The organism is Mesorhizobium sp. P2_E9 (assembly GCF_056403815.1).
On record NZ_JBFUET010000011.1, the window covers coordinates 155,249 to 169,753 of the forward strand.

General features: G+C 65.2%; 10 protein-coding genes. 5 read left to right on the top strand and 5 right to left on the bottom strand.

All coding sequences use genetic code 11. The features are described from left to right. Positions 1–66 precede the first annotated feature (66 nt). From AC1D05_RS21195 to AC1D05_RS21210, 4 genes are all read left to right on the top strand, one after another. Positions 67–993 (top strand): ABC transporter permease, encoded by a 927-nt coding sequence (locus AC1D05_RS21195; RefSeq protein ID WP_477443671.1) that lies wholly within the window; start codon positions 67–69, stop codon positions 991–993. A gap of 323 nt (positions 994–1,316) precedes the next feature. Then, complete coding sequence (locus AC1D05_RS21200; RefSeq protein ID WP_477443795.1) at positions 1,317–2,423, top strand: efflux RND transporter periplasmic adaptor subunit; 1,107 nt, start codon at positions 1,317–1,319, stop codon at positions 2,421–2,423. Continuing rightward, positions 2,420–5,623 carry an efflux RND transporter permease subunit gene (locus tag AC1D05_RS21205; protein WP_477443672.1) on the top strand — a complete coding sequence of 1,068 codons (3,204 nt, stop codon included), beginning with the start codon at positions 2,420–2,422 and terminating at the stop codon, positions 5,621–5,623. The genes AC1D05_RS21200 and AC1D05_RS21205 overlap by 4 nt, the downstream gene beginning before the upstream one ends. A gap of 305 nt (positions 5,624–5,928) precedes the next feature. Continuing rightward, the gene (locus AC1D05_RS21210; RefSeq protein ID WP_477443796.1) at positions 5,929–6,951 is read left to right on the top strand and encodes an aminopeptidase; all 1,023 of its coding nucleotides are present in this window, start codon (positions 5,929–5,931) and stop codon (positions 6,949–6,951) included. 85 nt (positions 6,952–7,036) lie between these two features. Here AC1D05_RS21210 and AC1D05_RS21215 read toward each other — a convergent pair whose 3' ends face one another. Continuing rightward, complete coding sequence (locus AC1D05_RS21215) at positions 7,037–8,569, bottom strand: bifunctional AfsR/SARP family transcriptional regulator/alpha/beta hydrolase (RefSeq protein WP_477443675.1); 1,533 nt, start codon at positions 8,567–8,569, stop codon at positions 7,037–7,039. 196 nt (positions 8,570–8,765) lie between these two features. Between AC1D05_RS21215 and AC1D05_RS21220 the strand changes: the two genes are divergently transcribed. Further along, positions 8,766–9,401: a class I SAM-dependent methyltransferase gene (locus AC1D05_RS21220; protein ID WP_477443677.1), complete on the top strand. Its 636-nt coding sequence runs from the start codon at positions 8,766–8,768 to the stop codon at positions 9,399–9,401. An 18-nt stretch (positions 9,402–9,419) separates the two neighbouring features. On the opposite strand, the gene AC1D05_RS21225 is transcribed toward AC1D05_RS21220, so the two are convergent. From AC1D05_RS21225 to AC1D05_RS21240, 4 genes are all read right to left on the bottom strand, one after another. Then, complete coding sequence (locus tag AC1D05_RS21225) at positions 9,420–10,241, bottom strand: hypothetical protein (RefSeq protein WP_477443679.1); 822 nt, start codon at positions 10,239–10,241, stop codon at positions 9,420–9,422. After that, positions 10,241–11,758: a glycosyltransferase family 4 protein gene (locus tag AC1D05_RS21230; protein ID WP_477443681.1), complete on the bottom strand. Its 1,518-nt coding sequence runs from the start codon at positions 11,756–11,758 to the stop codon at positions 10,241–10,243. Before AC1D05_RS21230 ends, AC1D05_RS21225 begins: the two co-directional genes overlap by 1 nt. A gap of 593 nt (positions 11,759–12,351) precedes the next feature. Then, positions 12,352–13,410 carry a DUF5666 domain-containing protein gene (locus AC1D05_RS21235; protein WP_477443683.1) on the bottom strand — a complete coding sequence of 353 codons (1,059 nt, stop codon included), beginning with the start codon at positions 13,408–13,410 and terminating at the stop codon, positions 12,352–12,354. Then, positions 13,407–14,276 carry a DUF6502 family protein gene (locus tag AC1D05_RS21240; protein ID WP_477443685.1) on the bottom strand — a complete coding sequence of 290 codons (870 nt, stop codon included), beginning with the start codon at positions 14,274–14,276 and terminating at the stop codon, positions 13,407–13,409. Before AC1D05_RS21240 ends, AC1D05_RS21235 begins: the two co-directional genes overlap by 4 nt. Positions 14,277–14,505: the final 229 nt, after the last annotated feature.

The window sequence follows — 14,505 nt, forward strand, 5'->3', positions numbered from 1 at the left end:
ACCCCATGAGCACCACCGCGATCACGCCTCCCCCCGTCCCCCCTCGGCCGCCGCGTCAAGCGCTTCATGGCCGACCGCCCTCTCGTGCCGCTGATCATCCTGCTCGTCATCCTGGTGGTGATCCTGCAGATCCTGCGCCCCGGCATCGTCAACGAGCGCTGGATCGCCAACACGATAAAGTTCGCCATTCCGCTGGCGATCCTCGCCGGCTGCCAGACCATGACCATGCTGACCGGCGGCATCGACCTCTCGGTCGGCACGGTGGCGACGATGAGCGCCTTCATCATGGCGACGCAGATCGTCAATCAGGACCCGGCGGTAGCCTTCCTCTTGGCGACGATGCCGGCGGTGCTGATCGGCCTCGTCAACGGCATCGGCGTCGGCGTCTTCCGCGTCCACCCGCTGATCATGACGCTGGGCACCAGCCTGATCGGCACCGGCTGCCTGCAGGTCTACCAGCGCACGGTGATTGCGTCCGGCGCGAAAATCCCCGACTTCCTCGCCTGGCTCGGCACCGGCGTCACCTATGGCTTCCCCAACGCCCTGCTGCTGTTCGTGCCGCTGGCGGCGCTGATCGTCTTCACGCTCGCCCGCACCGGCTTCGGCCGCCTGCTCTACGCCGTCGGCGACAATGAACGCGCAACGCGCCTGTCGGGCGTGCAATACTGGCAGGTCATCACAGCGCTCTACGTCACCTCCAGCATGCTCGCCGGCATCACCGGCCTGCTCTATATCGGCCTGATCAAGGCCCCTTCCCTGTCACTGGCCGAACCCCTGGTCCTGCCCTCGGTCGCCGCCGCCGTCATCGGCGGCACCTCCATCTTCGGCGGCCGCGGCGGCTACACCGGCACGATCATCGGCGCCCTGATCCTGACCGTACTGACGACGCTGCTGACGATCTTGCAGATGCCGGAGGGGGCGAGGCGGATATTGTTCGGACTGATCGTGCTGTTCGTGACGGCGGCGTATTTGCGGATTGTCGAGGAGCGGTAGGGGGGAGTTGACTGGCCGCAGTGGGCCGCAAGCGGACGGGTCCGGTTCTGGGACGAACTAGCCAGGTGGCGGGGCAACCACAGGCTGGACATTTCAGCCGACATGGAAAATGATCATGTTGCCATGCACAACGCTGCAGTGCTCTGATCTCGACGAGAAGCCTTAAGCGTAGAAGAGAACCACCCGACCTCCGGGTCCAGCGAGCGGGGACGCAAATGGACACTCCAGAGAATGGGCAATTGCATCGCGACGCGGGCGGGCGACCCCGTCGATCGGCCGGCTGGCTTGCCCACGCCGCCGTGTCGGCGGCATTCCTGCTCGGCATGGCTTTCAGCAGCACTGCGTTTGCGCAGGACCAGCCGCTACCCACGGTGACGGCGGCCAAGCCGGTGGTCCGTGACATCGTCGAAGACGACGAGTTCGTCGGGCGCTTCGAAGCCGTCGACCAGGTCGCCATCCGTTCGCGCGTCAGCGGCTATCTGGACAAGGTCAGCTTCCAGGACGGCGCACTGGTCAACAAGGGCGACCTGCTCTTCACCATCGACCAACGTCCGTACCAGGCGGCTTATGATGCCGCCAAATCGCAGGTGGACGTCGCCAAGTCCCTGCTCGAATTCTCCAAGATGCAGCTGGATCGCGCCGACTCACTCGCCAAGACCGGCAATATCCCAACCGCGACAGTCGACGACCGCCGGCGGGAATACCTTTCGGCGCAGGCGCAGATGCAGGGTGCGACGGCTGCGCTGACGACGGCCAGCCTGAACCTGGAATTCACCGAGATCAAGGCGCCCTTGTCCGGCCGCATCGACCGCCGGCTGGTGTCGGTCGGCAACCTCGTGCAGCCGGATTCCACCTTGCTGACGACCATCGTCACGCGCGATCCGATCGACTTCTATTTCGACGTCGATGAGCGCCTGTATTTTAGCTACGCCCGCGACGCGAAGGCGCGTGGCGGCAGCATGCAGGAAGGCGCCGGCGGGCTCGAAGTGGCGGTTCGCGTCGCCGACCGCGCGGAAGCGGTATTCAAAGGCAAGCTCGATTTTGCCGAGAACCGGATCGACAACGCGACCGGCACCATGCGGGTGCGCGCGAGGTTTCCCAACGCCGACGGCATTCTCCAGCCAGGCATGTTCGGGCGCATCAACGTGCCGGGGTCGCTGCCGCATGGCGGCGTGCTGGTGCCCGACGAGGCGATCGGCGCCGATCAGGATCGCCGCATCGTGCTCCTGGTGGATGAGGCCGGGATGGTGTCGGCGAAGCCCGTGCGCACCGGCCCGCTCCTCGACGGCTATCGGGTGATCCGCTCGGGCCTGACCGGCAACGAAACGATCATCGTCAACGGGCTGATGCACGCCAGGCCCGGCACCAAGGTGAAGGTCGAGATGGTGACGTTGCCACCCAAGGTCGAGACCGCCGGGTTGCAGCAATGAGGTTCGCACATTTCTTCGTCGACCGCCCAATCTTCGCATCGGTCGTTTCGATCGTCCTGCTGATCCTCGGCGGGATTGCCTATACCCAGCTACCTGTCGCGCAATATCCCGAGATCGCGCCGCCGACCATCGTCGTCCGCGCGCAGTATCCGGGCGCCGACGCCGAGACGGTCGCAGCGACGGTGGCAACGCCGATCGAGCAGGAGATCAACGGCGTCGAGGGCATGCTCTACATGTCGTCCTATTCGTCGGGCGACGGGTCGATGGCGCTGACCATCACCTTCAAGCTGGGCACCAATCTCGACCAGGCGCAGGTGCTGGTGCAGAATCGCGTGTCGGTCGCCGAGCCGCGCCTGCCCGAAGAAGTCCGCCGCCTCGGCATCACCACCACCAAGAGCTCGCCCGACCTGATGATGGTCGTGCACATGCTGTCGCCCGACAACACCTACGATCAGCTCTACGTCTCGAACTACGCCCGCTCACGGGTGCGAGACATACTGCTCAGGTTAGACGGCGTCGGCGACCTCATCATCTTCGGCGAACGCGAATATTCGCTGCGCATCTGGCTCGATCCGGAAAAACTGTCCGCTCTGGGGATGACCTCGGGCGATGTGGTGCAGGCGCTGCGCGACCAGAACGTCCAGGTGTCGGGCGGCTCGATCGGCGCGCCGCCGACCAACAGCGGCACGGCGTTCCAGTACACGGTCACCACGCAAGGCCGCTTCAACGACGCACGCGACTTCCGATACGTGATCGTCAAATCGACCGACGACGGCCGTCTGATCTCGCTGCAGGACGTGGCGCGAATCGAACTCGGCGCCAAGGATTACGTCACCAACTCCTATCTCAACGGCAAACCGGCGGTGGCGCTCGCCATCTTCCAGCGGCCGGGCACCAACGCGCTCGCCGCAGCCGCGGAGATCCAGGACAAGATGAAGGAGCTTTCCCGCGACTTCCCGAAGGGGTTGAGCTACGACATCGTCTACAATCCAACCGAGTTCGTCGCCGAGTCGATCCACGAGGTCTACAAGACGATCCTCGAGGCGATGGCGCTGGTCATCATCGTCATCATCGTCTTCCTGCAATCGTGGCGCATGGCGATCGTGCCGATCGTGGCGATCCCCGTGTCGCTGATCGGCACGCTGGCGGTGCTTTACGCCGCCGGCTTCTCGCTCAACATGCTGACGCTATTCGGCCTCGTGCTGGCGATCGGCATCGTCGTCGACGATGCGATCGTCGTGGTCGAGAACGTCGAGCGCAATATTGCCGGAGGGCTGGCGCCCAATCCGGCGTCGCACCTAACCATGAACGAAGTCGGAACGGCCATCATCGCGATCTCGCTGGTGCTGATAGCCGTGTTCGTACCGACAGCCTTCATCCCCGGCATTTCTGGGCAGTTCTACCTGCAGTTTGCGATCACCATCGCCGTGTCGACGGCGATCTCGGCATTCAATTCGCTGACGCTTTCGCCGGCGCTGGCCGCACTGCTGTTCAAGCCGCACCACGCCGCGGCGGCGCCGCCGCGCTTTTTCCTGGCGCGGTTCGGACGGGCGCTCGCCGACGGCTTCAATCGCGGCTTTGACAGGGGCGCCCATTGGTATTCGAGCATCATCCGCGTGCTGGTAGGCTCGCGGATAGCGATCACCGCCATGCTGGCCGTTTTCGCCGCCCTCATCTACGCCACGGTCTACATGGTGCAGACGGTGCCGCGCGGTTTCATTCCGTCGCTCGACCAGGGCTATGCGATCGTCGTCGTCCAGTTGCCGGACGGCGCCTCGTTGTCGAGGACCGATGCGGTCATCCAGCAGGCGTCACAGATCATCCAGAAAACGCCGGGCGTCGACTACGCAGTCGCCTTCGCCGGCTTCTCCGGCGCGACCTTCACCAACGCCAGCAACCAGGGCGTGATCTTCGCCAGGTTCAGGCCGTTTGACGAGCGACTGAAAGCCGGCCAGTCGGCGACCCAGGTCATCGGCAATCTGTTCGGTAGCCTGCAAAGCATCAAGGAAGCCTTCATTATCGCACTGCCGCCGCCACCGATCCGCGGCGTCGGCAACGCCGGCGGCTTCAAGCTGCAGATCCAGGAACGCAACAGCGCCGACATGCGGCAGATCCTGGCGCTTGCCTACGAAATCGCCGGCAAGGCCAACAAGACGCCGGGGCTGGCGGGCGTGTTCACCACGTTCTCAGCGTCGAGTCCGCAATTCTTCCTGGCGATCGATCGCGACAAGGCGCGCATCCTGAACGTCCCGATCCCCAACATCTTCGAGACTCTGTCGATCAATTTGGGCACCGCCTACGTCAACGACTTCAACGCTTTCGGCCGCGTTTACCAGGTGCGGGCGCAGGCCGACCAGGCGTTCCGCCTCGATCGCGCCGACATCCTGAAATTGAAGGTGCGCTCGGCGACCGGCGCGCTGGTTCCGCTCGGCACGTTGATCGAGATCCGCGACGTCACCGGCCCGGCGCTGGTCCAGCGCTACAACATGTACGTCTCGGTGCCGCTGCAGGGCAACGCTGCGCCCGGCGTTTCCACGGGCGACGCGCTGGCATTGATGGAAGGGATCACGGCACAGACGCTGCCGGCCGGTACCTCCTATGAATGGACCGAGCTCGCCTATCAGGAGCGCAACACCGGCAATGCCGCTGTCTATATCTTCGGACTGTCGGTGCTGTTCGTATTCCTGGCGCTGGCGGCGCAATATGAAAGCTGGGTGCTGCCGTTCGCCATTGTGCTGGTGGTGCCGCTCGGCGTGCTGGCGGCGTTGCTCGGCGTGTCTTTCCGAGGGCTGGACAACAACATCCTCGTGCAGATCGGCCTCATCGTGCTGATCGGGCTTGCCGCCAAGAACGCGATCCTGATCGTCGAATTCGCGCGGCAGGCGCAGGAACGCGGCCTGTCGGTCACCGAGGCTGCCGTCGAAGCCTGCCGGCTCAGGCTGCGGCCGATCCTGATGACCGCCTTCGCGTTCATCCTCGGCGTCGTGCCGCTGATGATCGCAACCGGCCCGGGAGCAGAAATGCGCCAGTCGCTCGGCACTGCGGTGTTCTCCGGCATGCTCGGCGTCACCTTCGTCGGCTTGTTCCTGACGCCGGTGTTCTACGTCACGCTCATGTCGTTGTTCTCACGGCGCAAGCCCCGTACCGAGGCCGTGCCTTCGGGGCCGGCAGAGGCGCCATCGGAGACCGCCGCCGACTAGGGGTACGAATTCGCCCCGCCGGGCGCGGCTTGTCACTCCAGAAAATCGGCGCGGCCGGGGCTGGAGGCGGCCCTGAGCAGGCCGGCCCACCAGGCGCGCGCCTGGCGGTCGGAGGCCCGGCGCGAAGGTCGCGAATGGCCGCCTTGCCAGTCCCGCCAATTCGAAAGTCCGACCTGCTGCCCTGCCAGGTCTTGACGAAAATCGATGCGCCTGACACGAGGGCAATGGCACATTCGCGCCATGGAAGACGAGCAGGCGGTGGGCAAGCTGTGAAGCGCTTTTTTCGATTGCTTGCCGCCGTGGTCATGGCGTCCGGCGTGGCCGGCTGCACCAGCGCCTCCTACTACGCGCAGGCGTTGGAGGGCCATGTGCAGATCATGGCCGCGCGGAAAAATGTCGGAAGGCTCATCCACGATCCCTCGACGCCGGAGGCATTGCGCGCGAAGTTGACGTCGGCGAGCGCCATACGTCGCTTTGCCACGGATGAGCTGGCGCTGCCCGATAACAGCAGCTACCGCAGCTATGTCGACATCGGTCGAGATAACGTGACCCTTGCCGTTTTTGCCGCACCACAATTCTCGCTCACGCCGATAACATGGTGCTTTCCGGTCTTCGGCTGCGTTCCGTACCGGGGTTACTTTTCCCAGAAATCCGCGGCTGAAAGTGCTGCCGAACTGCAGCAACAAGGCCTGGACGTCTACGTCTCGGGCGTCACTGCTTATTCCACGCTGGGCTGGTTCAGCGACCCGCTGCTCAGCACCATGCTGCGTCAGGACGCCATGTATCTCGCAGGCCTCATCTTCCATGAACTGGCGCATCAGAAAATCTATGTGAACGGCGACTCCGCGTTCAACGAGGCTTTCGCGGTCGCCGTCGAAATCACCGGGGTGAGGAAATGGCTGCGCGCCACCGGCAATCGCGCCGGATTGCGCAGTTACGAAATCGATCGCCAGCGCAAAGCGGATTTTCTCGGACTGATAGCGAAAACCCGGGACGAGTTGAGGCAGGTCTATGGCAGTCCCCGCACCCCGCAGCAGATGGCTGCCGCCAAAACAGCCGCGATCGACAGGCTGCGGGTGCGCTACCGGCAAATGCGCGACAGGCGCTGGGCCGGATATCGCGGATACGATGCCTGGTTCAATAGTCCCATCAACAACGCAAAGCTCGCCGCGACGTCCGTCTACGGCGAACAGGTTCCGGCGTTCCTTCGCCTTTATGATTTGTGCGCAGGCGATTATCCCAAGTTCTATGCTTCCGTACGGCAGATCGCGGCATTGCCCCAGCCTTCCCGTGCGGAGGCACTGAGGAACGCAACGACGTGTAATTGACGTCGACCAGCACGGCGGCCGGCCTCGCAAGCTCGGCTGTGACTAGCGCCGGTTCCGACCGGCGCGCGCGGGAGCGGGGCCTGCCTCACCGTCCGCTCGTCATCGCCGCGATCGTCTCCAGCAACGCCCCCTGCTCCCCCACCCAGAACCAGTGATCCTCCCCCTCCACCTCGACAAACCGCGCCCCCGGTATCCGCGCCGCCAGGTACCGCCCCGCCTCGACCCGCACGGCGTGGTCGCCGGTACGGTGCAGGACCAGCGTCTTGGCCGCGACCTTTGACAACAGCGGCCGCACATCGGCGTCGCGCAGTGCCTGCAGCAGGCCGGCGACGGCGCCGGGGCTGGAGGCGGCCCGGAGCAGGCCGGCCCACCAGGCGCGCGCCTGGCGGTCTGCGGCGACGCTGGGCGCAAAGGTTTCGATTTCGGCAGGCCCGCCCCAGCCGGCGAGCAGGCGCTGCTGCCAGAGATCGTATTGCGCCGATGTGAGCGCGAAGGGATAGTCCGGTGTGCGACTGCCTTTGGCGAGCGAGCCCCAGAGGACCAGGCCAGTCAGGCGGTCGGGGTGGTCGACGGCGAAGCGAATGCAGCCCGGCCCGCCCTCGGAGGCGCCGACCAGCAGCGCTTTGCGGCTGCCGGCGGCATCCATCACCGCCAGAATGTCGCGCGCGGTCGCCTCGACGGTCGGGCGGGCGCCGACGCGGTCGGACAGGCCCATGCCGCGCCGGTCGAACAGGATCAGCCGGCCAAGCCGCGACACCGCATTGAGCCAGGCGCGGCAGATCCTGTCTTCCCAGATGCGCTCGACATGCGAGATGAAGCCGGGCACCAGCACGATATCGGCCGGGCCGCTGCCGACGGTCTGGTAGGCGATATGGATGCCGTCGACCGCGACATAACGGGTTCTCGGCACCTCGGCATCGCTCGCGCGCAGCAGGGCGAGCGTGGCGGGGTCGGGCGCCACGCCGAGTTCGTCGCGCAGCAGCCGCGCAGAGGTTTCGCCCTGGCGCTCGGCCGCCGCCCTGTCGCCGGCCGCCAGATGGGCGCGAATGAGATGGCGGTGCGCGCTTTCGCTCAAGGGGTCGAGGGCGGCAAGGCGCGTGGCGTGCAGCACCGCGCCGCGCGGTTCGCCCCCGGCGATCTTGGCTTCGACCAGCCGCTCCAGCGCCTGCACCAGCCGGCTGCGCAAGGCCTCGCGGCGGAAGAATACCCATTCCTCGAATTCGGGACAATCCGGCACAGAGAAACCGGCGAGATAGTCGCTGGTGTAGAGGCCGGCGGCCTCGTCGAGAAGCCCGGCATCGCAGGCATGCTCGAAGGCCCGCGAGTCGGCCTCGATAGAGAGCCCCGAGCGGAGGCTGAGCGATGCCGCGCTGGCTGATATAACCTCCTCGCCGAACGCGATGCGGATCTTGTAGAGCGTGCGCCGCAGGCGGGCGCGGGCGGCTTCCGCGTCGGCTTCGGGCCACAGCAGCGTCGCCGCGACATCGCGCGCCACCGGTCCGCCGGCCTCGGCGAGGTAGATGACGAGCGCCGCCGCCTTGCGCAGGGCGAGCTCTATCGGCCGGCCGTTCAGACTGAACTCCGGAAAGCCCAGAAGTCTGAGTTTCAAGCGCTCCATCGATCCGCACGCGGCCGCGCAAGGGTTTTCAGAGGACGTTGAGGGGACGCCGGCCTTCTATCCCCGGTTTCGAGCCGATCCGGCCCGGTCAACTCCCTTGGAGCGAGAAATGTCACCGGTCAATACATCAAGCCACCGCACAGCAGAACCGCTTGCCGGCGTCGACGCCGCCAACACCAAGCATGGAGGCTGAGCCATGTGCCAGACCTGCCTCTCCTGGTACGCGCGCTGTGTCGCCCCCTATTTCGTCCACGCCGGCTGTTCGGCCGGCGCCTTTTCGCATATGCGCCGGCGCATCATCCCGCGGGCGCAAGGTGTTGTCGTCGAGGTCGGCTTCGGCTCGGGCCTCAACCTGCCCTATTACGATGCCGCCAGGGTTGAGCGGCTGATCGGCGTCGATCCCGACGGCACCATGCTCGGCCTCGCCGCACCGATGAGCCTCGCCTCGCCCTTCGCCGTCGAATGCATCCGGGCCAGCGGCGAAAGCCTGCCCTTGGCCGATGGCTTCGCCGATACGGTGGTCGTCACCTATGCCTTCTGCACCATTCCCGATCCTCAAGCCGCGCTGAGCGAAATCCGGCGCATCCTGAAACCGACGGGCCGGCTGATCTTCATCGAGCACGGCCAGGCCGAGGGGCCGCGCTGCCGCCGGTGGCAGGATCGCCTGAACCGGCTGTGGGGATCGATCGCCGGCGGCTGCCACCTCAACCGCGATCCGCTAAGCCTGATCGGCGGGGCGGGTTTTCGCTTGCTCGAAGTGCAGCACGGGCGGTTCCCCCTGCCCCTGTGGCAATTGGGCAGCCACCATGCCGGCATCGCGGCGGCAGGCTGACCGGTCTTCACCGGCGCCTCACCAGAAGCCGACGAGCGACCTCAGCATCGCCGCCGGGCCAGCCGCCTGGCGGCAGGTCTGGCGAAACCCGGCCCGTCCCGTCGCATCCAGCACGTCGTCGTCGATGGCGCGCAGGATGGTGCGGGCATTGCGCCATCCCATCCTGGCCAGCGCCGACGCCAGCTCGGCGCGCGCGGGGTCGAAGGCCTTTTCATCCGCCGGGCTTTCGGCGGCATCAAAGTCATTGCTCGCGCCGAGCGTGTGTCTGGGGAGAGCCACCACCCGGCGGGCGTCGAGGAACGGGGCAAGATCGAGAAAACACGAGATCGAACCCAGGCAATCGGCCGGGTCTGAAACCAGCTGCTCATAGCGCACGAAATGCACCGGCGCGCCGGAGCGGCGAAGCGCATCCATGGCGAAATAGAACTGGTTCCAGTAATCGGCCGGCGAATGGAACCTGTATTCCATGCGCTTCGGCTCGGTGAAATCCTGCCTGACCTCGAAGGGCTGCGTGAGAAACGCGCCGAGATTCCCATTTGGCTTGAAAATCGTGTCGTTCCTGGCAAGGCGGAACCACGACAGGATCTGGCTGACGGGATCCTTGCTCAGGACGACAATGGGCAAGTCGCCATACTGGATGTCGCGCCCGTTCATGAGCGCGGGAAAGATCCCGTGTTTCCAGAAGCCGTGATCGAAGACGATTTGTACGCCGAGATAGCGTTCGAGCAGATATTTCGCCAGATTGGTGCCGGATCGCGGCGTCCCCATCACCCGCACGGCAATAGTGCCGGAGCGCTCCCGCGCCCCGCCAAGCGTCGACATATCGACAATGGTTCCCATCACGCCCCGCGAAATACCGGTTGATCGGTGGCCAATGCGCTGGGCTGCCTGGCCTGCCCGGCCGCCGCCGGATTCGGCCCGTAAATCCTCGGCGCGAGATCGTCCGAGCTGATCCCTGCGACAGCGTCGGCTCCTGCGACAGGGTCGGCTTCCGCGACAGCGTCCATTGCCGCAACGTGGTCGACAATGGTCGCGAAAAACGTGGGCTCGCGGATAGGGCGGTAGCGCGACGCGATGATGTGGCGCAATTCCGCCAGCCAGACCGGATCGGTGCAGGCCTTGGCGACCGCGGCGCACCAGCCTTCGACGTCGCGCGCGGGGATGGTCGGCATCAGCCCTTGCGTCGCCTCCGTCAGCGACGGCGCGTCCGAAATCAGCACCGGCAGCCCGAAATCGAGGCACTCGGCGGCTCCAAGCCCCCAGCCTTCGACCGCCGAGGGATAGACGCTGAATTCGGCGTCCCGGTAGAGTTCCGCCAGCTCCCGGTCGCTGAGGTTGGAGCGGAAGTGGACATGCTCGCCAAGTTCCTGATGCTGCGCCATGAAGGCGGTGAGCTCCTCATACATCCAGCCCCAGCGGCCGCACAGCACCAGCGTCGGCAGCCGCTTGCCCAGCAGCGGCAACAGCCGGTGCCAGACCTTGAGCAGCAGGATGTGGTTTTTGCGGATCTCGATCGTCGAACAGTAGAGGACGAACTTGCGGTTCTGGTTTTGCCGCTCAGTCGACATCTCCCGGTCGCTGACGCTTTCCCTGAGGAAAGCGCCGGGCGACGCAACCGCGACCTGCGGAACCCGGCCAAGGCCGGAGGCCTTGGCATGGCATTTGACCCGGTCGGCGGTGTATTTCGAGACGCAGACCAGCAGCTGCGCATTGTCCAGCTGCCAGGCCGTGTTGCGCACGAAACCGCGCGCGTGATGCGGACCGACGAATTGCGGGAAGTCGATCGGAATGAGGTCGTGCATCAAGGTGAAGATGCCGCTTTTGGCTTTTCTTCCGGCGAACTTGCCCGAGGCCAGTTCGTGCACGCTGGCGCTGGACAGAAAGCATATGGCGTTTTCGTCCTTCAGCGGATCCCCGCTATCGAGTCTGCTGGGACGCAGCGCCGACTTCACGATCTTGAACAGCCGGATGACCGTCTTCGACAGCTGAAACTTGACGCCGCGCCGCCTCTGCGATCCCGATAGGAAGATCGCCGTCACGCGATCGAACTCGCGCCCGGCGGCGAAGGGCGCCTCCCGCATGATCGACAGCACTTTCCACAGCCGCGCCAGATACGAGCTTCCCTCGCCGCCAATCGGTTGCGGCAGGTCGCCGTCGACGAGCCGACGGAGATAGCGAAGTTCCGTTTCATCGAGCCTTTGACCGTGCCCCCACGCGTCGACGATGAAGAAGCCGACCGGCGAGCCCTTCCATCGCAGCGCCTGACGGATGAGCGCCGTTTCGACACGCGGGATGCCGACTGGCGGATGCGGCCCCCAGCGAAACGGCAGGGAGGCATCAATATACAGTTTTTTCAATGGTTTACCTTCGAGGGTTGCTTCACCGAAAATCAACTCGATCCGGAGGCAACAAAATCCGTGGCGGCCAAGCCGCATCATTTCGGCCGCATCATTCGGATTGTCCTGCCTTGTTCCGAGGCCCGAGGGTTTGGAACCTCAGGTGTCGATCCGATGTATGTGGGAAATTTACCCACGTCAAGAGCGTGCGGTTGACTTGTGGGTAAGTTTCCCACACATTGAGTCCGTCAGCGACTGCGAGAGGAAAGGAAGCCAGGACATTCCATAGGATTCAGCGGACCGTCCGCCCCCCGTATGGTCCGCGGAAAGCAGCCGTACCAAAAAAGCTCACGCCCCTACCCAACGAGCCCCGTACGGCTGCGCCGGCCGGTTCCGTCTATCGCAAAGGACGGACCGGCCGGATCGTCACGGCCGCCTGCTCAACTCCGTTGCAATAACGGCCAACCGTTGGCGCCGCCCCTCACCTGCCTACCGCCACTTCGTCGCTCGAAAAGCCAAGCAGTTGGCTTTTCGAGTGACGAACGTCCGGCAGGACAGTGAGGGGCAGCGCCGACGCCGGAGATTACGGCGTCCGGCCAAGATAACGCGTCGGCCTAAGGCGCGCCCGGCCCACCAGGGCCACCCGGCCCGCCGGCTCCCCCAGGTCCTCCAGGTCCTCCCGGTCCACCAGGCCCACCCGGTCCGGTCGGTCCGCCGGGAGGCGGACCCGGTGGCATACCAGGCTGGTTTGGCGACGGCCCGCCGGCCCCGTGCCCACGCGACGCCGACACGATATTGCCCTCGCGATCGAACCCGACCTCGATAAACGCCCGGACGGCAGCCGTCGATGTCACATCGCCGTTCTGATTGTCGACGGCGATGCCCAGACCCGATTCCAGCCGATGTCCGCGGCGCTGCAGAAACGTCTCGTAGAGAACATCGGCGACATGGGCCTGCGGCACCGGCGCTTCCGCTTCCAGATGCACGATCTTGTATCCGCCCGTGGCCTTGGCGAGGGTCAGTTGCACGCGTCGATTTGCCAGCGGCGATGATCCCTGTCCGATCTTGAGCCGCCCGACCAGCAACGCGCCCGATCTTACGACCGCCAGGCCGCGAACCAGATAGTGCGTTTCATGCGGCCTGGCCTCCACCAGGCTGGCAACGATTTTCCCGTCGGGCCGGCGAATGCCATGGACGGCGACGACATCGCCCACCCCGACCGTCAATCCCTCCGCAAGCTGGCTGATGTCGACCTGCTGTCCCAGCACCCGCATCGAGCCCGTGTTTTTGCGCTCGACCGGTCCCACCACCTCGCTGGTGACATGAATGGCGGAGGTCATCAAACGATCGGCTTTTTGGACCACCGCGACGCGCACGACATGCCCGACCTTCAGGCTGCTCGGGGCAACGCGGACGCCGTCGATCCAGACCGGCACGTCAGGCTGATATTGAACCCGCACGCCGTTGACGAAAATGCTGCCGAAGCGCTGGATCGTTCCGACGATGCCGGTGCCGCCGATGCCCTGGTCGCCGTCGGTCCCCGCTGTCCAGCCGGTGCCGCCAATGCCCTGGTCTTTCGGCTGTTCGGTCGCCCGCGCATGCAGGCTGAAAAACACCGCCGGCACGGCGGCTGCGAGCGTCAGGAAATCCCGTCTCGTCGGCCTGCCGCTCATGCCGTCTCTCCGCCGGCATCCTTGTTCTCAGGCGATTCCTCGGCAACGAGCGACGTGCCGTCGGCGGTGAGGATATAGACACCCCAGTTCCAACGGCTGTTCCCGCCCGGATCGCTTTGAATGGCCTGGTTTGCGTATTTGTTGAGGCGCAGCAGCGTTTCGACCGCGATCTCGCGGCTGTAGGCTTCGAGCGACCTGGCAAGTTCTTCCGACAGCCCGTCATAATGGACGGCGCGCTCGAGAAAGGGCGGCGCGTCGGCCAGGACGTTCTCGACCGAGGCGGCCGCATGGTCGCCGAGATTGCGGGCAAAATAGTAAAGCCGGACCTCGCCGTCGCCGCGCGGCACCATCGCCCCTTCCATCAGGACGATGCGATCCTTGCTGTCGATTTCGACCAGCTTCCGGTCGAGCCAGTCGTCGAGAACGGCGCGTGGCCTGAGATCACGGGTTACCGATTCCACCAGGTCGGCAAAGGAGGGCTCTCCCGCCTCGCTCGTGCGCGCCAGCGGCAACGGCACGCCCTTGGCGTTGACGAACTGTGGATCGGCCAGCCAGCGCGCGACGATGGCGCTCGTCCGGGACACGGAATCGGGCACCACCCGCACCGGGGCGCCCGCCCCTCTCAGCCGGCTGACCTCCTTCCTGTGGACGCCCGTCAGCAGGCTGACCCTGGAGTCGGTCTGCTGCTTGTCCGGCAGCGCGAAGTCATGCTCCGCCACATTGACGTAGAGCTGGCGCAGCAGATCGACGAAGGCCGGAAACGTCACCCCGCACTTGATGGCGAGCCGCACCAGCGGGCGAAGGACCCGGTTCAACGCGTTCTGGACCCCTGCGGCATCCAGTATTTGTCCCGCCGATTTGCTCATCGTCGTCCTTCACTTACCAATCCCGAAATCGATCATCCATCCCTCGGAAATTCCTGCCGAAAATAGCTTGTGGGAAATGCTTCCACAAGGGCGCGAGCCAAAGAAGCGACATCGGCGGGCTTCTGTCGCGTCGCTCCGGTTCCCGCACCCCGACGGGGAACCGACGCCTCGACTTGGCCAAATCATCTTGGTTCACGCCAGTTGACACGTGTGAAATTTTCCCACAACT